Source organism: Oceaniferula marina (genome assembly GCF_013391475.1).
Classification (GTDB): Bacteria; Verrucomicrobiota; Verrucomicrobiia; order Verrucomicrobiales; family Akkermansiaceae; genus Oceaniferula; species Oceaniferula marina.
Genome location: NZ_JACBAZ010000002.1, coordinates 25,997 through 43,055, shown reverse-complemented (window position 1 = coordinate 43,055; position 17,059 = coordinate 25,997). Strand labels below are relative to the sequence as shown.

The window sequence follows — 17,059 nt, the reverse complement described above, 5'->3', positions numbered from 1 at the left end:
AGCTGGCTGGTCATGGCAGATAGAACACCAGTATGATCTTACCCAGAATGCTACTCGCTTGCGTTTTGTTCGGACTAAGCGCGAACTTCTCCCTCGCCGGTTTCAAAGTTCCATCTTCGGTATTTACGACCGAGCAGCTGGAAGAAGCGAAATCCAAGGCGGAAAAAGACGACAAGGCCCTGGCCTTTGTGTATACCGATTCTGGCTCGACCTGAGGCCCTTGTAACGCTGCCAGTTTGGAAGCATTCAAGAAGTTCAAAAGACACTCGGTTCTGGTCTACGTCAGCAGTCACTCGAAAAGCGGTCGCGAGTTGCTCTCCCCGCTGGTGCTTGGGAGCCTGCAACACCCGAAACTTGGCATGACCATTCCCAAGGCAGTGATCACCTCTCCGGATCAAATGACGGTCTATGCGAAGATGTCCTACAAACAGCTGAAATCCAGTAAGGAGTATTCGGCCAGCAGTAAAGTTGTCAAAGCTGCGCTCGATGGTAATCCTCCCGTCGCGGATCATACCATCGTCCCGCGTTGGAACCTTAAAAACACCACGCGGGGATACAATGGGACCTTTATCAAACTTATGGATCACCCTAACAAAGGTCCAAGCGTGGTCCTCAAAATGAAAGAAACCGGTAAGGAGTCCACTATTTCATTAGAGACACTCAGCTCAGGGGCCCAAGCATATGCCAAACTTCTCGGAGGGGCATCCTCCATCGCCCAAGAAGCTGAGACGACGAAAAGCACACCAACGTTCGCGGAAGAAACTTGGGAAAGCGCTCAAAACGGTAAATCCATGCAGGCTACCTTCGTTTCCCTCACAGGCGATAACATCACACTCAAAAAGGCCAACGGCCAAACCGTCACCTTCTCAACCAGCCACCTCTCTGAAAAAAGCCGGCAACGGGCGGAGGAATTGGCTGAACAATAAGCTCCGATCTCCACACCTATGATTATCGTTAGAAAGCTTCTCATCCTCTGCCTCTTGGCGATGCCCGCCATGGGCGGCTTCAAGGTGCCTGAACACGTTTATCCGATTGATCAACTCGATCAGGCACAATCCAAGGCAGAAGAAAAAAAATCACTTCTTGCCTTCGTTTATACGGATCCGGGATCCACGTGAAGTCTCTGCGACACAGTCAGTTTGACTGCTTTTACCAAACTCAAAGGACAAGCGACGCTGGTCTACGTCAACAGCACCAAAAAAGGAGAACTCGAATCCCTCTCCCCGCTTGTGTATGGATCGCTCCGAGCTGGCAACATGGGCAGCAATGTACCCAAGGTTGTGCTCAGCACGCCTGACCAGAGCCAGGTTCTGGCCAAGATGCCCTACCTTCGCCTCTCGACACCGCAAGCATTCACCACCCTACAAAAGATCATCGACCAGGCCCAAACCGGCAAGTTGCCAAAACCCGCCTCGGATACCACACCCATTTGGTTACAAAAAGGAGGGACGAGCAGCTACTACGGCCATTTTGCCAAAATCGAAACCGTCAATGGCAAGGCCACCTTGTTCATTACCATCAACAAAGCCGGTAGAACCGCCCAAATCCCCCTCGCCCAACTGAGTGAGGGTGCCCAAGCCTACGCCAAGGTGATGGCCGCTGCGGCCACTACTGCTCAATAGCCTTCGAGCGACGGCCAAAGATATGCGCCAGCTCCAGCATGAGCCGCTCACTGGGGTTCAGCTCCTTGCGCTGCTCCAGAACAGAAAAGGCACGTGCCGGGGCATCGGTGATCAGACCGTCCACGCCCCGGCTGGTCATGGTCGAAATATCGATGGGGTCGTTCACGGTCCAGACGAAGATATCGATCCCATTCCGGTGCGCCCGATCGATCAGGCGCTTGGTGGCGGCCCGGCTGTTGAGCCCGAGGAAGTCGACATCCAGACTGGTGATGTCTCCGATGGCCACCGTGGAGAGTAAACCGACTTTCCACTCAGGTCTGAGCTTGCGAACTTTCTGCACCGCGGGATAACTCAATGACATCACCATCACCTGGTCTTGCATCGATTCCTGCTCTACGATGTCAATCACACGTTGCTCGAGTTGCTTGTCATGCCCGTAGTATTTTAACTCGATCAACACCCCGGATTTATCCCGGCAAAGCTGCAAAACTTCCCGAAGGCTGGGTGTGGTTTCGGAAGCAAATGTCGGATCGAACCAAGAGCCGATATCAATCCCTGGCAACTGCTCGGAGCGGGCATCCCAGATGGTGAGCGGATTGCTTCCAACCCGTTTGAAATCACTGTCATGGAACACCACCACCTTGCCGTCGGCCGTTTCCTGCACATCGATTTCCACCCAATCCGAGCCCGCCTCGACTGCGCTGCGGATCGCTGCCATGGTATTCTCAGGAGCCTCAAGCGATGACCCGCGGTGGGCAATCACCAACACATCATCCTTCAATTCGATCGTATTCACCCAACGGTAACACAGCACCCCGGCGAGCATGACCACCAACAAGCCCAGAACTAACAACAGTTTGTCCCCCAAAGGAATACGAACCCGTTGATGCCCAGCGTTCTGCTCAGCCTGATCCACCACCGGCAAGGTCTCCCCCAGATCGAGATCTCGGAACATTTCAATATTACGGTGCGCCAGCAGGGATAGCGCCACAAAACCAAGCACAAAGGACAGCAAACCGTTGAGCAGTAAGCCGCCACCCAACACCAATGCCAACATTGGTAAACGGTCAGCCAGCTGAGGCACCCACCAACCGACGAGCCAGTTCAACGGAGCCGTGAGCAGCATGTTCAATACCGGAGTCCCGAACAGCCAGAGCGCCAGGCAAAGGGCGATCGACTTCCGTTGTCCGCAACTCAGCTCGACACTATGTCGTTTGGCCTGTTTTGCAGATTCATGAGCAAACAAGACCAAGGGCAGAGCGTAAAACCATGAGATCGTGACTTGGATCAAAATAACCCCCAACAAAACCAACACCACACCCGCAATCGCCAGGGCAGCAAAAAACTCAGGTGGCTTTTCCGCGAGGTAATAATTTATATCGTAACCCGAAAGCAGTAGCCAGTAGGTCAATCCGATCACTGCGGCAAATGGCAAGAAAATCAGGAGGTAACGGATCATCACCCGCAGCGATAAGCGAAACAAGGAGGGAGCACAGGCAAGCACCCGGGCAAGTGTAGCCGCCAGACTGGCACGACCACCGGTCTGGATCGCATACACGGGAACCAATAACGCCGCGTATCCCCAAATCGCAAAGGTCAAGAGCAAGGCTCCGAGTAACATCCCGGCCACCGCCCCTCCAGGGCTCAGTAGAAACGAAGCAATCTCCGTATCACTTAAAGCCTCCTGCCCGGAGAAGGCCACCACGGAACGCACAATCAGACCACTCAACGGAGTCAGAACCGCAGCCGATGCTAACAATACAATCAGGTGAACCGCCAACAGCGGCTGCCATTTGCCACCCTCCATCCATTGCCAGGACGATCGGATTGGCTGATAAATCGATTGCATGCGGGAGTTTTTCATAGCTATGAAAATAGCCACATCGATCGGTAAAGCAAGACCTACTCACTTTTCCATTTCACGGGATCTGGATTCACTCCACTTCAACCCGTCAAGGTATTCGTCCTGCTTGCCGTTTTTTTCAATCAGACTCTGCCAGGTTTTTGCCGCCTGTTGATAGTAATCGCGGGCAAGGGAGCGGTTGCCAATCAATGCAGCCGTATGACCCAGATCCCCATACAGGTATCCCAGAGCCCGGCGCATCCCGGTGTCGTGGGTTCCGGCCCCTCCTTTCAGCAAACTCTCCATCAGCTCCGCAGCTTGTTTCCCCTGCTTAAGCTCAGCCTGACGATTGCCACCGTCACCCATGATGCCAGCCAACTGCCAGTTCAAAACAGCCAGGCGGTACAAGGGCTCGTTACTGGGTGATTCCCTTTGGTTCTCCTGTCGAACCACCTCATCCACCAATGCAATGGCAGCGTTCAAGGTGCGCTTGGCCTCCGATGCCTTTCCCGCATCGCGGAGGAGAACGGCACGTAAGCCCATCGCCGCGGCTCGCTGCATATTCGCTCCGTCCGGAGTATGATCCCCGGCCGGCAAGGACTTAAGCAAAGCCTCAGCCTGATCCAGCTTCCGGGCACCTTGCACATCCTGTCCTTCCTGAATTTCAGCCGTGGCAGCCATGATGTGGATTTTTGCCAACTGGATTTTGGGCATCTTCAGGTGTGGGTTCTTTTGCAATAACGTTTCCAGCGACTTGGCGGCATCACCGCGCAGCCGTGTAGCATCCTCCACCTGATTCATTGAACCAGCCAGTTTAGCCGCCTCGAGTTGAAACCGTGCCAAGTCAGAGCGCACGGTGACATGCTCGGTCAAGGTCCGGTGAACCCCCTGCATCCCCTTGATTGCCTGTTCAAAATGTTGCAAAGCTTTCGCCGGGTCGGTCGATTCAAGCATCCTGCCGTCAATGACATGCAGTACGGCATTCAACCGTTTTGCCTCCACACTCTGGTCGTTCTGGTTGGTCATCGCCGCGACCCTGGCTTTTGGTAGTAAGCGTTTCGCCAAATCGTTTTGGTTTTGGTCCAGGGCCTGAATCAAACAAGCTGCTCGTGCCCGGGCCACCCGGTAAGCATGCCCGGGCTCTTCAATCCCAGCGGCCTGCCACGCGGCCACCGCCTGATCCAAAAGAACATCCGCCTCGACGGGCTTCCTCTTGTGCACCCGTAACTCAGCCAGCTGCATCATGATCCTGGCCCTCACCTCTTGAAAATGTTCACCATCCTCGGTTAGTTTTAAAAATTGTTGTAACTCTTGAATCAGAATGTCCCTCGCGGACCCCGACTTTTGCAACTCAGGTAGCTCCTTACTGTGGTCCCGCATCATCCAAGCTAACAAATGATCGTTCGCAACACCTAACGAAATCAACTGATCCTTATGTTTTTGTTCCCGCCGTTCGGCAAGCTCTTGATCTTCGATCGCCCGCGCCATTCGTTTTTCTATTTCCCGCAGCTTTTCATTTTGCACGCTCAGCTTTTCCTGATGTTGCTTTTCCTGTGCACTGATACGGTCGGCAGCATGCTGCTCGGAACGAGCCCAATTGGTTTTTGCCTGGTTCCACTGGTATGCCAGAACAGCGGCAGCGATCAGGGCAGCACTTGCCAACACAGCCAAGGCAACTCCTGCTAGCGAAACCTTGCGCTGGCTCTCCTTCACATCGTGAAGCTCCTGCCGCGCATCGATCACATCCGATTCAATCGCAAGATCATGCCAAACATGAAGAAGGTCGTTGAGATCAGAAAACCGCTTGTTCGGGTCGATTTCCAAGCAACGGGCGATGAGGTTGCGACGCTCCACCTCCAAGGCCTCCGAACTACGTGTCAACCAACGGTCAAGAGGCATGGTTTCCACATCTTGCATAAGACGGTCGAGATCATTCTGAACCGGCGTCATCGATTCTTTCCCCTTCCCCCTTTTTTTACGGGTGGAATCACAATCGGGCAAACACCCGGTCAGCAAGCGGAATGCGAGCATGCCAAAGGCATACACATCCCATCCATACCCTTTTCCAGAGGTGTATCCGCTGGGGTCGGTCAACTGTTCCGGAGGTGCATAAAGCAAGGCATTGGTATACGGAGGAACCCCGACACCAGGCATGTAGCCCATGGTACAATCGGTCAACACGACCTCTCCAGCATCATCAAAAAAGATATTGCTCGGTTTGATATTCCCGTGCGGCACATGATGCTGGTGCATACTGGCAAGGGACCGGGCGATACGTTCAATCAAGTCCCAGCGGTCTTCCCAGGTTCCAAGTTCGGGGCCAGACATCCGGATATCCAAGTTTCGGGGTGAAACGTCCAGCGTGGTTTCCTTACCGGCGGCCACCGTCACATCCGCTAACAATGGCATCACCAGAACCACGGACCCCGAACTTCCGTCCAGTTGTTTGATTTCCACGGCCCCCATACCTTCCGGGCATTGGTCTCCCTCGGCCCGTTCTAACATCTTTTCAACCAAAGAAACATTGACGGCCACCGGGTTCAGCACGCGGACTGCGCAGTATTCCCCCGCAGCGGCAGAACCCTCTAGCCGGCGGGCAACAAACACCGAGCCACAAGCGCCTTTTCCAATCAGGCCCAAAATTTCAACGCCATCAATATCCGGTGTCACCATACCAAAACCTATACGCTAATCCTGAGATGTCATCCAGTGAAATGAGCCAATGTCCGGATAGACCGCCGGGCGCATTAGGCTTACAGCTGGCTTTCAATCGGCAACCAACCAAACATCTTCGATTTCCAGCGGGTCCAGGCATTGGTTTCTGGCTCGCGCGACCAGGTATGGACTCGGCCATCCACCTGGGTTTGCCACTGCTGCCTCCCTCGCTTCGTCAGGCTCACCCGGTAAGCGTTTTCGGGCTTCACCCCCTGATTTAAATAATCACGAACTTTCCCGGCAAAAACCGGGCTGTAAACCATCAAGCCGATCTCAGAGTTAATCTCAGCCGAGCGCGGATCCAGGTTGTAGCTACCGACAAAGGCACGGTTGCCGTCGATCACCAGAGCCTTGGTGTGTAAGCTCGTGCGGGCATGTTTCCGATCTCCCATGACATCCGCTTTCACCACTGCTGCATCCGGCCTCAACTCATAAAGTTCCACACCGCACGCGAGCAATGCTTGCGAATGCTTCCGGTATCCAGCCTGCGCGGCGATCACATCATTGGATGCCAGGGAATTGGTCAACACGCGTATCCTGACACCACGTTTCTCCAACGAGCCGGCAGTTTCAACCCCGGGGTCTCTCATCACAAAATAAGCAGACTCGACGAATATTTCACGCTGCGCAGAAGACACCTCCCGGTGCAGTTGCTCCAGAACGGTTTCGCCACGCCCGGCTTCTTTCATCGAGCGGAAGCTGTCATGGAACACCTCACCGCGAGCCCAAATCAGGTTGCGGCTAATCCCGCTCAAATTTGCCTCAAGGCTTTTCAGATCGCGATCCAGAGAAAAAGGGTAATCCGCCTGCGCCACCTGCTTCTTCAACAGAGCCAGGGAGCGTTTAAAATCCTCCATATCGGATGGCTCATCAACGAGAACCTCAATCGGGATCGCAGCCACGCTGTTCCAAAACTCATCAAAGCTGTGGGAAATGTCCCTGACAATGGGCCCCACCGCCACGATATCCAGATCCCGCATATTGAATTCGGGGTGCACGCCAAAGTATTCATCCCCAATGTTGCGCCCACCAATGATAGCGCAGGCGTTATCCATGATCATCACTTTATTGTGCATCCTTTTATTCATGCGCTTAAAGCTCAGCCCCGCCTCCAGCATCTTCCACTCGCGATGAAGTGCCGGATTGAACAATCGCACCTCGATCTTCGGATGCGCGGACATCGCCGCAGCCAGGCTGTCCCGACGCTTCAGATTGATATCATCCACCAGAAAACGGACCCTGACGCCCCGGTCCGCTGACGCAATCACACGCTCTGCCAGAGTTTTCCCAATGGTATCGTTGTTCCACATGTAATACTGCACATCGAGCGTCTTTTCCGCAAACTCGGCCAATGCCACCCGGTCAGTAAATGCTCGCCGGTTGTCCGGAATCACCTGAAATCCGGATTTCCCCGGGTGTTTTGCCGCCTCCCGTTCAAATAATCCACCCACCCGAGATGTTTCCGGCTGCTGCCAGGCATGCGAAACCGTCTTCGGGTAGTCCGTAGGCAAACGAGTGCAGGCCCCTAGCAAGCAACTAAAGGCAAATACCCCCCATAGCAGCCAGCTCGCTCTCTCCCATTGGTTTATCATCTAATCAAACAGGCTAAAGTATCAACTCATCAGGTCAAGCACGCACCTCGGACACTGACACCAGGGAGAATACACTAAGGACTAACAGCCTGCGGCGCTGACAGGATTTACATGATTGAAGAGGATGTACAAGATTTTTTAAGAAGTAAGCGACAGGTTTTGGACCAACCTTGATCTTTGAAAATTCAAGGGCACCTCTAAGAATCCTGTAAAATCTTAAAAAATCCTGACCATCCTGTCAGCGCCGCAGGCACCACCGAGATAATCCCCCTAATGGAGGAGCCCTGACCCTGAAACCAACGCTTATTCCGGCTAACAAGCAATTCCACCTTGAATCAAGACCTCACTCAACCGATACTCGCGGGCATGATTCAGATGGCTGTGCTCGGAAGCGGAAGTGGGGGGAATGCCACCCTGCTACGCTGTGGCAATACCCGGATTTTGGTGGATGCCGGGCTGAGTGCCAAACAAGTCGTCCTGAGAATGGAGCAGCTGGGGGTGTCCCCTGATGACCTCGACGGCATTCTGGTGACCCACGAACACAGCGACCACGCCCGAGGTATTGACGTCCTGCTACGCAAACGCTCGATCCCCATTTTTGCCAACGCCTTCACCCGGGAAGCTCTGGAATACAAAATGAAAAGTGACATCCCATGGCGGGTGTTCCAAAGCGGCCAGACGTTTTCCCTCGGCGATTTCGAAGTGCAGGCGTTTAAAATCCCACACGATGCCGCGGAACCCGTCGGCTTTGTCCTGCAAGGTCATGGTGTCCAGCTCGGCATGGTCAGCGACGTCGGCCATGTCACCCACCTGATGCGTGAGCAACTCCGCGGTAGCCACGCCATCTATATCGAAGCCAATTACGACGAAACCCTACTCGAGCGCGATACCAAACGACCATGGGCAACCAAACAACGGATTGCCTCGCGCCACGGCCACCTCTCCAACACCCAAACGGCTGAGTTTTTAGAGGAAATCGCCTGCGAACGGCTGGAGAACGTGATGCTCAGTCATCTCAGCTCGGACTGCAACTGCCCACACATCGCCTCCCGCGTGGTTTCCGAGTCCCTGCAGCGCTGCGGCCTGGGTAAGGTAGCTGTTCACTGCGCCCAGCAGCATGAGCCGACGCCGTGGATTCAGTGTACAACGGGCCAACAAGCTATCGCCTGATACCGTGTAAGCTGTTCTCTTGGGGGGATGAGCCCGAAGGATCACTGTGATGGGCCCCGTCATGACCCGGCATCTTCAAGCTGAAGTCATCACCAGCGAATCCGAGAAGTTTGAGATACTCGGTTTTACCGTCATAGGGTCGGACCACGGGTGCACGGCCCTTATAAGCAGGGTGGTAAGGGGAAAAATCATCTCGTGAAGCAAAGGCATACAAATCGTCGGTAACAAACGTCTTCCCTGTCGCACGCTGCCTGACGAGGAACAGTGGACGACTCCCAGCCGTTGGCCATGCGGAAAGCTGTAGCTTTCCGACATAATTTTCAGCTTCACACTCCACAGTCAGCGGAGGTGATTTCTCCAAGGAGCTCACATGATATCTCGTTTTTGGGATCAAGTCCTCAGCGCGTCTACTGATATTTTTAAGCTGATCAACGATTATATAGATTCGAACGTTCAACGTTTGGTTTTTACCAACGGGCACACGGGGATTGACCACGGAGACAAAATAGTCCCGGGCGTTTTTCTTTCCCCCGGCATACCCCCAACGGTAACGCAATTTGACCGCTTTCTGATTTTGTTCACTGTTTCCGAAAACGAGGGCAACACCCCATGCCTCGGGAGCATTCCGGGTAAAAAAGCCACTCCACCCACCCGATTGGTTGGCATCGATAATGCCATCCCCACCAAAGGAAACAAATTCAGTTGGCGCATACCCGCCCTCAGGACGCGATAAAAGATGAGTTGGTAAAGCAGAGTGCCTGACACCCCCCCAGGGGGTATTGAAATAATCCAACAGGTCGCTCCCAAAATTGTGGATGGCGTAGTTCAACTCGATGGTCCCGTCTTGAAGCACATTCATCCGGGTATAATAAAGCGCGCTGGAGCGGTGGATACTAGGAACGTGGGCATGCTGGCCCCAGTTCAAGATCGCATACGATGATGGCGATACGCTCTCAGCGAGAATAGGATTATAAAAAGCATCCATACATTGCGGATCTCGTTTATAAATTCCAGACCCATGGATGAAATAGGCCAATGGCCGTTTCTTCTGAGAACCCACCTTTACCAGAGTAGCATCATTTTTGGAGGAACAGACGGAAACCAATTGCCACACCTCATCATTCCATTCCGATCCCTTGTGAATCTGTGGTGGCATCGCCTCACCAAATGGCCCGATCAAAGAATAAATCTGCCCGCCTTTACCGATCCGCATTTTCCAACCCCGGTCAGCGTCGCCCCAGCTGAGCTGATGATGAAAAACATTTTTCTCGTTCATGCCTGGTCCCCACTGCGAACCCGACGGAGTGTACTCCGAACAATGCTTCAAACGCGCACCTCCTGAAACGGGGAGAAATGAAAACAAGGTGGGCTCATCACCAAAAAGCAAGGGAGACTGAGCTAGAGTAAGCAGAGATAGGATCAAATATCGGACCTTCATACAATAAACCTTCCGCTCTCGCCACGTCATTTCCTTCCAGCCCCGCCATACCATGCGGCCGCCCCTCACTCGATCACCTTGCGCATCGGGACGAGGTGGGAATATTCAAATCCTTCTTTTTTAAAGAAATGCTGCGACTCCGCCCCCATTTTATCCGTTAAGAGGGTGATCCGTTTAAAATTTTTCTTTTTGGCAAAATCCACGACATAATCGAGCAGCATCGCACCATACCCCTGGCCACGGTGGTTCGGGTGAATCACCAAGTCCTCCATCAAGATCACCAAACCGCCCAAGGCAGTGGAAATCGTGAACAACAGGTTCACCATACCAAAAATTTGATCATCGTTGCGCAGGACAAAGATACGGCCGCGGTTCGGTTGCTCTAAAATCAACGAAAGTCCACGCTGATGAGCGCTGCGGTCGGGGTCGAAGTCCCCCTGCTGGGACATCAGCTCAGCAACCAATTGAACCAACTCAGACAAGTCCTCAATGGTTGCCGGCTCAACCCTGACTTCGCGATGAGGCTCAGCCAGCATGTTTTTTGTTCTCAATTCAGGCATCCTGAACGATGAATTAGCACGAATTAGGCCTGTCAGGCAAATTTTTTTAAGAAAATTGGCCAAGTTGATGAATGCTGGGTTGACAAGACACAAAAATTCTCTAGTTTGCGCGCCCGCACCGATGCGATTTACCGGCCAGGCGCTCATGTTGAGCGAAAGCAGCCGCTCATCAGTCTTCACCATTAACTTACGTCTTTCATCATGAAACGCACTTACCAACCTTCCAAGCGAGTCCGCAAACGCCAACACGGTTTCCGCGCACGTATGAGCACCAAAGCTGGCCGCGACTGCCTCCGTCGTCGTCGTGCCAAAGGCCGTAAGCGCCTGCTTCCTAAAGGTGCCGAAATCCAATACAAGCGCCACATTAAGCAGCACACCACAGCCGCTTAAGCTACGGACGCTTCCCCCCGGAGGGGGTAATCTCGATTACCCAAACAAAACTCCACCCCTCCTCCGGCATCAAAGGCCGCAGGTCGGTATCAGATTTACGGTCACAGAACATGTGGCCGTTTTCTGCATCAAGCGATCAGCACCTTCAGCAGCACGGACCCCAAGCTCAGAACCACCATGCGCCTCGCGAGAAAATTCAGCATGACGCGTCATGCGGAGTTTTCCACTGTCCGCCAACACGGCCAGGCAAAAGGTGGCCCCTATCTGGTTCTCAGCACACTCGGAGACGAGAAGCTCCCTCATCACAAAGCCGGTGTCATCGTCACCCGTAAAGTGGGCAATGCCGTCACCCGCAACCGTTTAAGGCGCCGGATCCACCACATCCAGGCTAAACACCTCGACAGCATCCAGGGAAAACGCTACATCGTCACCATCCTCCGCTGGCGCGCACCAGAAGCCACCTTCGAACAGCTCGAACACGACTGGCTGAAACAAGCCCGGCGACTCGGAATTCTACAACCCGCCGCTCCCCCTGAGCACAACCCCTCTTCCCAGCCGTGACGATCAGTGAAACTGCTTGCGAAAATCATCAGCACTCTCATCTTCTGTGGAATCCGCATCTACCAGAAATGGCTCAATCCGGTGCTCAAAGCCATCAGCGGCCCCAACAGCGGCTGCCGTTTTCACCCGACCTGTTCAAACTATTTTCTTCAGGCCGTGGAAATCCATGGACCTTTTCGTGGCTCTTGGCTCGGTATTTGCAGGATTTGCCGCTGTCACCCGTGGGGAAAATGTGGTGAAGACCCGGTTCCACCGAAACACAAACACCACTCGTAACCGCTTCTCTCAATTTTTTTAATCAACCAATAACCAACGACTTCATACATCATGGACCGCAAAGGATGGATCATCATCACAATCTGTAGCATTCTGCTCGTTCTCAATTACGCGTGGATGCCCAAAACCCCACCCCCGACCCAAAATCAGGACAAACCGGAAAGCAGTGAACAAGCCGATCAAGGCAAGGCTGCATCACCCGATACCGGCGAAACAGGGGAAGCCCCAACAAACACCGCAGGGCTGAAACGCGAACCCTTCGTCGAAGAGGTCGGTGAACAAATCAAGTACCTCACTTCTCAGAAAAATGGTAAAGACGAGGTGAAATTCACCCTGACCTCTCGTGGTGGCGGCATTAAATCGGTAGAGCTACTCAACCAGATGGCCGTTGGCTCGAAAACCGAGCACATCATCCTCAACGCCGATGCCCCGGCCGCCATCGGAGCAATCGGCGAAGGTGTCGATGAGTTTCTCGCCCTTCACTACGACCTTAAGGACAATAAGGCAGAACCCAACACCATTTACTGCGAGGCACGCACCCCCGCCGGCCTGAAAATCACCAAACGTTGGCGACTGGTTGAAGACGCCACCCAAGCTGGAGCCCCATGGTCACTCGAGCTAAAAATCACCTTCAGCAACGAAAGCAAAGGCACCGTCAACCTCGCCCATTATTCGTTCTTCAATGGTGCTGCCACTCCTCTTTACCAGCGAGAGTGGGAAAACCAGGGTGGAGCCTTCTACCTCGACGACGGAAGCTTTGAAAATACCGACAGCAACTGGTTCAAAAAAGGCTTCTTTAGCAAAGCCAAACCGCAGCTCAAGGAAAGCGTAAGTGAACTCCAATACGCCGGTGTTTCGAACCAGTTCTTCACCACCATCGTTCGCCCCAAGCAGGCCTACCCGTCCACTTTTTGGGCAAAAACGTCGAAAGTCAACCTGCCTGGCAGCGACCCCGACAGCCCGAAATATGCGATCCGCTCCGGATTCTCCCTGCCAGAAGAAAAACTCAGCCCCAAGGACACCACCACCTACAGCTACAGTGTCTATATTGGGCCCAAGCACTACAGCGAGCTGAAACAAATGGACGGTGACGTCAAAGAAGTGATGAACTACGGCTGGTTCTGGTTCGTTTCCGTTCCTTTGAACAACGTGCTTAACTGGCTTCACGACGTCGCCTTTGTCCACCTCGCCGACAAATGGTCCTGGGGTCTTGCCATCATCGCCCTGACCATTCTGATCCGGATCGTCATCTGGCCACTCCACAACAAGTCCACCCGCACCATGAAGCGGATGAGCAAGCTGCAGCCGCTGATGAAGGACTTGCGTGAGAAGTACAAAGACGATCCGAACAAGCTCAACCAGGAGACGATGAAGCTCTACAAGGAGTATCAGATCAACCCCATGGGTGGCTGTCTGCCGATGTTCCTTCAGATCCCGATTTTCTTCGGATACTATAAAATGCTTCAATTTGCCGTCGAACTCCGTGGCGGTGAATTCCTCTGGGTCAAAGACCTCTCGATGCCCGACACCATCTACGAACTTCCCTTTGGCCTACCGTTCCTCGGCGATAGCATCCCAATCAACCTACTCCCTATCCTGATGGCCGTCACCATGGTCATTCAGATGAGCATGACGCCCAAAACCGGTGATAAGATGCAGCAACGTATGATGATGTTCATGCCCTTCATGTTCTTCTTCTTCTGTTATAATTTTGCTTCCGCCCTCGCCCTGTACTGGACCACCCAAAACATCTTCTCGATCGGACAAACCTGGCTCACCAACCGCCTGCCCGAACCAGAATTGCAAAAACGCGCCCCGAGCGGAAAACCCGGAAAAAAAACCTTTATGGAGCGCATGGCTGCACGCGTTGAAGAACAGCAGCGGATCCAACAAGCCGCCAAGTCCGGCAAACAACCCATGCGTGATGCCACACCGGACAACAAAAAACCCGGCAAGAAACGCAACCCTAAAACCGGTGGTTAAATCCACCGTTGATTAAAATCATCACTCCAAGCACCCGTAATCGGACACCCCCGCTTACGGGTGTTTTGCATGATACCCGTTCCTGATTTCAACCACCGTATACTGACTCTCTCTGGTACGGCTCTCCCATGGATCAAAAAGCTACCTAGCAAATCGGGAGGTCTTATACCACTCCGCAAAACAGACGAGACGATTGATCGTTGTTGAGGTATGTGGAAAAGCACTGCGTGATCCATGAGAGTTCCGGATGAATGACTCCTTTGGCTTTGTTTCTCCTTAGTCATGGTGCCCGCACCATTCTTTCGTCGCGCCTTGCCAAAGAACTCATTCATCTCGGCTATCGTCCCGTCTGTTTTACTACTTGGTCTAACTTTAGTTGAACCCATCAAAGTTCATCCACCAAGTGTAGACAACAAACCCCCAGTTTCGAGTGGCCACTATCCACCCGATCGATCCATATCCTGGACTAGGAAGCCCTATTCATCTTGTTCAAACAGCTCAGCAAAGACCATGGTTCCTCCACCGGTTTCCAAGGTGCTGATCACCACCACATCCTGGGTTGTGTTGATTTTATTGACCGCATTGTTTACCACAATCATCGAACCGTCCGGTAAATAGCCAACCGCCTGATGTTCGTCCCGGCCCGTCCGAACCAAAGGTAAACGAATACGTTCACCAACTGCAACCTTCGGCTTGAGGGCCTGATTCAAGTCGTTGATGTTCAAGACTGTAATCCCTTGCAACCGCGCTGCTTTCGTCAGATTTTCATCCGTCGTCAACAAGCGAGCAGACAAGAGTCGGCAGGTATGCATCAGGCGGGCATCATGAGTGTCCGCCGCCTCAGAGCCATCGGAATCATGAATCGTGATGCGCAATTTATCGCTGGCTTGAATTTTTTCCAATGTCTCCAAACCGCGCTGACCACGGGCCCGACGTGCTGTTGACGGTGAATTCGCCATGATGTGTAACTCCTCCAACACAAAGCGAGGAATCACCAGGTTGCCCTCGATGAAACCAGCATGCAAAATACCATACAATCGACTGTCTGCGATCACATGGGCATCCATGAGCAAGGGAGGTCCCGGAGTCGACTCCTTGTGGAAACGAACGTAAGGAATCAAGAGTGAAAAATCATCGCCACCACTTCTCAAGGCCAATACTGATCCCAAAAAACCAAGACTGGCATACAAACTGGCATTCACACTCATGGTTAGAACATCAATATATTGAAACCTTCCCGTTAGTGTCGACTCCAACAAAGATACAATTCCCCGCGATAACAACCAGGCACAAAAAACACCAATCATCAATCCGATGGCCGCATTGGAAAAACCACGCAAGGTGAATTTTTTGGTCATGGATTCGATTAAGATGAAAAAGCCGGCCACAACCAGTCCTCCAACAATACCAATCCAAATTTTATCGGCATCCCCGACATAATTGGCAATGGCCGCACCGGCTAACTCACAAATTAGCAAGTATACCAATCGGGCAATATTCACTGATCGTAATGCCGGTTTTTTGCGCATGCCGATTAAAATGCCCTACAATCAATCAGCAAACAAGCGAAACTATTTCAATCATCGGCTGCACTCCGCAGCTTCTGCTTCCCTACTGGAAAAGCGCGCATCCCTTCTTGACTCCGGATATACATTTCATGACTCTTCTGTTCATGTCCAAACCCGAAATGACCACCCATGAAGAAGTAATGTTTTTTGACACCGATTGTGGGGGTGTCGTACACAATATTGCCTACCTTCGCATGATTGAGACCTGCCGGACACGTCTGGCAGCCAGTATGGGCATGGATCTTGCCAGCATGGCTGAAACCCAACTCTTCCCTGTTGTCGTTCGCACAGAAATTGATTACCGACGTCCTGCCAAACTCGGCGACCATCTGGTCATCCACGGTAGTCTGGCATCCCTTGAACGGGCCCGCTTCTGGGTTGAATTCACGATGTGCCGCGAAGGAGAGACTCAGCCATTGATTACCTGCCGCCAAGCTCTGGCGTGCGTGCAAATGCCAGCAGGGCGTCCTCAGCGCCTGCCACGCGAATGGGCGGAACAATGGTCCTCCGAGCTCTAATACCGTTCTCCCAGTTAAATTGGCAGAATGGTTTGCGTTTAGGATGATAAGTCAGTCAGCAAGCTGAACGGCAAGGGGGCACTGAATCTTTTAGATTTTACCGTTGTTACGCATTTGCTGCTCGCCGCCGCTCGCACCCTGCGGGATTGGCTATCTCGCTCCGCTTGGTTGTTGCATAGCCCGCTATGCGCCTTCCTTGCGCCTAGTTAAAATCGAAAACCTTCAGTGCCATTCAGTCAATTTAACTGATCAAATGGTATAAAGCTCATCAGCGAACGTTGTCAGCGGAACAAGGGCTGACAAAAAAGAATTAAAACGAACTCCTTACTCGGAGGCCGTCTCTTGGATATCGGTCAAGGCTTCGATAAAGTCGTTAAGGATCTCAGCGGGGACCATGATGGTGTCACGGTTTCCAGAAACATCTTCTGTGATTTTAATCACCTTGCCTCGTGCATTTTCCAATAAATCCAGATAAAATGTCTTACGGTCTGCGATAATTTTCTCGGTATGCAGTCGATCGTTATTCCTCATGGTATGTCTCTGTAGTTAAACGGATGGCGATATAACTCCATATCAACTACCGAAGGTCAAGCAGCGAGTCAAAAATCATTGCTTTTCTATCCTTGGTTCTTTGTCGTCAGAACCTATCATACATCTCCCGTCTGTTCCTGATGGTTCTTGTTTCATGAGTGTTGTTGTTATTCACGAGTATGATGATTTCTTCATTTAAATTTAAATAAATTCTTCTTCTTCTGTATGTGAATAAGTCGACCAAACTTGTGTTTCACGTTGATTTTACAACTGTTCCACGTGAAGAATAAGT

The 17,059-nt window shown here is 52.5% G+C and carries 16 protein-coding genes and 1 pseudogene; 10 read left to right on the top strand and 7 right to left on the bottom strand.

Annotated features, from left to right (window positions below):
• Nucleotides 1-32: 32 nt before the first annotated feature.
• Genes HW115_RS04945 through HW115_RS04930 form a run of 4 tightly spaced genes read left to right on the top strand, consistent with a single transcriptional unit; the run spans nt 33 to nt 1,622 of the window.
• The gene (locus HW115_RS04945; RefSeq protein ID WP_178931491.1) at nt 33-215 is read left to right on the top strand and encodes a hypothetical protein; all 183 of its coding nucleotides are present in this window, start codon (nt 33-35) and stop codon (nt 213-215) included.
• A gap of 21 nt (nt 216-236) precedes the next feature.
• Complete coding sequence (locus HW115_RS04940; RefSeq protein WP_178931490.1) at nt 237-926, top strand: hypothetical protein; 690 nt, start codon at nt 237-239, stop codon at nt 924-926.
• Between the two features lie 18 nt (nt 927-944).
• Nucleotides 945-1,118 carry a hypothetical protein gene (locus HW115_RS04935; RefSeq protein ID WP_178931489.1) on the top strand — a complete coding sequence of 58 codons (174 nt, stop codon included), beginning with the start codon at nt 945-947 and terminating at the stop codon, nt 1,116-1,118.
• 21 nt (nt 1,119-1,139) lie between these two features.
• The gene (locus tag HW115_RS04930; RefSeq protein ID WP_178931488.1) at nt 1,140-1,622 is read left to right on the top strand and encodes a hypothetical protein; all 483 of its coding nucleotides are present in this window, start codon (nt 1,140-1,142) and stop codon (nt 1,620-1,622) included.
• Here HW115_RS04930 and HW115_RS04925 read toward each other — a convergent pair.
• The 3 genes from HW115_RS04925 to HW115_RS04915 all read right to left on the bottom strand — a co-directional run bounded on the left by HW115_RS04925 (nt 1,609) and on the right by HW115_RS04915 (nt 7,772).
• Nucleotides 1,609-3,486: a glycerophosphodiester phosphodiesterase gene (locus tag HW115_RS04925; RefSeq protein ID WP_178931487.1), complete on the bottom strand. Its 1,878-nt coding sequence runs from the start codon at nt 3,484-3,486 to the stop codon at nt 1,609-1,611. The genes HW115_RS04930 and HW115_RS04925 overlap by 14 nt on opposite strands.
• Nucleotides 3,487-3,528: 42 nt before the next feature.
• Complete coding sequence (locus HW115_RS04920) at nt 3,529-6,138, bottom strand: protein kinase domain-containing protein (protein ID WP_178931486.1); 2,610 nt, start codon at nt 6,136-6,138, stop codon at nt 3,529-3,531.
• 80 nt (nt 6,139-6,218) lie between these two features.
• Nucleotides 6,219-7,772, bottom strand: a complete 1,554-nt coding sequence (locus tag HW115_RS04915; RefSeq protein ID WP_227021290.1) for a phospholipase D family protein — start codon at nt 7,770-7,772, stop codon at nt 6,219-6,221.
• 330 nt (nt 7,773-8,102) lie between these two features.
• Between HW115_RS04915 and HW115_RS04910 the strand changes: the two genes are divergently transcribed.
• Complete coding sequence (locus tag HW115_RS04910; RefSeq protein ID WP_178931484.1) at nt 8,103-8,942, top strand: MBL fold metallo-hydrolase; 840 nt, start codon at nt 8,103-8,105, stop codon at nt 8,940-8,942.
• Here the strand turns inward: HW115_RS04910 and HW115_RS04905 are convergent.
• Nucleotides 8,932-10,218, bottom strand: coding sequence for a hypothetical protein (locus HW115_RS04905; protein WP_178931483.1), 1,287 nt, complete (start codon nt 10,216-10,218; stop codon nt 8,932-8,934). The genes HW115_RS04910 and HW115_RS04905 overlap by 11 nt on opposite strands.
• A 227-nt stretch (nt 10,219-10,445) precedes the next feature.
• Nucleotides 10,446-10,916: a GNAT family N-acetyltransferase gene (locus HW115_RS04900; protein WP_178932114.1), complete on the bottom strand. Its 471-nt coding sequence runs from the start codon at nt 10,914-10,916 to the stop codon at nt 10,446-10,448.
• 225 nt (nt 10,917-11,141) lie between these two features.
• Here HW115_RS04900 and rpmH point away from each other — a divergent pair.
• The 4 genes and pseudogenes from rpmH to yidC all read left to right on the top strand — a co-directional run.
• Nucleotides 11,142-11,267 (top strand): annotated as a pseudogene (gene rpmH, locus HW115_RS04895) (50S ribosomal protein L34); the annotation flags it as partial.
• A 240-nt stretch (nt 11,268-11,507) separates the two neighbouring features.
• On the top strand, nt 11,508-11,891 hold the full coding sequence (gene rnpA / locus HW115_RS04890) for a ribonuclease P protein component (protein WP_178931481.1): 384 nt from the start codon (nt 11,508-11,510) through the stop codon (nt 11,889-11,891).
• Between the two features lie 6 nt (nt 11,892-11,897).
• A complete protein-coding gene (gene yidD / locus HW115_RS04885) occupies nt 11,898-12,167 on the top strand; it encodes a membrane protein insertion efficiency factor YidD (RefSeq protein WP_178931480.1) in 270 nt (89 codons plus the stop codon).
• Between the two features lie 51 nt (nt 12,168-12,218).
• Nucleotides 12,219-14,150 (top strand): membrane protein insertase YidC, encoded by a 1,932-nt coding sequence (gene yidC, locus HW115_RS04880; RefSeq protein WP_178931479.1) that lies wholly within the window; start codon nt 12,219-12,221, stop codon nt 14,148-14,150.
• 476 nt (nt 14,151-14,626) lie between these two features.
• Here the strand turns inward: yidC and HW115_RS04875 are convergent, their stop codons facing one another.
• Nucleotides 14,627-15,679 (bottom strand): PIN/TRAM domain-containing protein, encoded by a 1,053-nt coding sequence (locus HW115_RS04875; RefSeq protein WP_178931478.1) that lies wholly within the window; start codon nt 15,677-15,679, stop codon nt 14,627-14,629.
• A gap of 143 nt (nt 15,680-15,822) precedes the next feature.
• Between HW115_RS04875 and HW115_RS04870 the strand changes: the two genes are divergently transcribed.
• Nucleotides 15,823-16,236 (top strand): acyl-CoA thioesterase, encoded by a 414-nt coding sequence (locus HW115_RS04870; protein WP_227021289.1) that lies wholly within the window; start codon nt 15,823-15,825, stop codon nt 16,234-16,236.
• A 324-nt stretch (nt 16,237-16,560) separates the two neighbouring features.
• On the opposite strand, the gene HW115_RS04865 is transcribed toward HW115_RS04870, so the two are convergent.
• Nucleotides 16,561-16,767: an RNA-binding protein gene (locus tag HW115_RS04865; RefSeq protein WP_178931477.1), complete on the bottom strand. Its 207-nt coding sequence runs from the start codon at nt 16,765-16,767 to the stop codon at nt 16,561-16,563.
• Nucleotides 16,768-17,059 lie beyond the last annotated feature (292 nt).

Excerpts from the sequence above, each read along its gene's own strand:
- HW115_RS04920 (WP_178931486.1), bottom strand. The coding sequence starts at position 6,138 with ATGGTGACACCGGATATTGATGGCGTTGAAATTTTGGGCCTGATTGGA.
- HW115_RS04935 (WP_178931489.1), top strand. The coding sequence starts at position 945 with ATGATTATCGTTAGAAAGCTTCTCATCCTCTGCCTCTTGGCGATGCCC.
- HW115_RS04875 (WP_178931478.1), bottom strand. The coding sequence starts at position 15,679 with ATGCGCAAAAAACCGGCATTACGATCAGTGAATATTGCCCGATTGGTA.
- rnpA (WP_178931481.1), top strand. The coding sequence starts at position 11,508 with ATGCGCCTCGCGAGAAAATTCAGCATGACGCGTCATGCGGAGTTTTCC.
- yidC (WP_178931479.1), top strand. The coding sequence starts at position 12,219 with ATGGACCGCAAAGGATGGATCATCATCACAATCTGTAGCATTCTGCTC.
- HW115_RS04945 (WP_178931491.1), top strand. The coding sequence starts at position 33 with ATGATCTTACCCAGAATGCTACTCGCTTGCGTTTTGTTCGGACTAAGC.
- HW115_RS04900 (WP_178932114.1), bottom strand. The coding sequence starts at position 10,916 with ATGCTGGCTGAGCCTCATCGCGAAGTCAGGGTTGAGCCGGCAACCATT.
- HW115_RS04870 (WP_227021289.1), top strand. The coding sequence starts at position 15,823 with ATGTCCAAACCCGAAATGACCACCCATGAAGAAGTAATGTTTTTTGAC.
- HW115_RS04865 (WP_178931477.1), bottom strand. The coding sequence starts at position 16,767 with ATGAGGAATAACGATCGACTGCATACCGAGAAAATTATCGCAGACCGT.
- HW115_RS04905 (WP_178931483.1), bottom strand. The coding sequence starts at position 10,218 with ATGAACGAGAAAAATGTTTTTCATCATCAGCTCAGCTGGGGCGACGCT.
- HW115_RS04915 (WP_227021290.1), bottom strand. The coding sequence starts at position 7,772 with ATGATAAACCAATGGGAGAGAGCGAGCTGGCTGCTATGGGGGGTATTT.
- HW115_RS04925 (WP_178931487.1), bottom strand. The coding sequence starts at position 3,486 with ATGAAAAACTCCCGCATGCAATCGATTTATCAGCCAATCCGATCGTCC.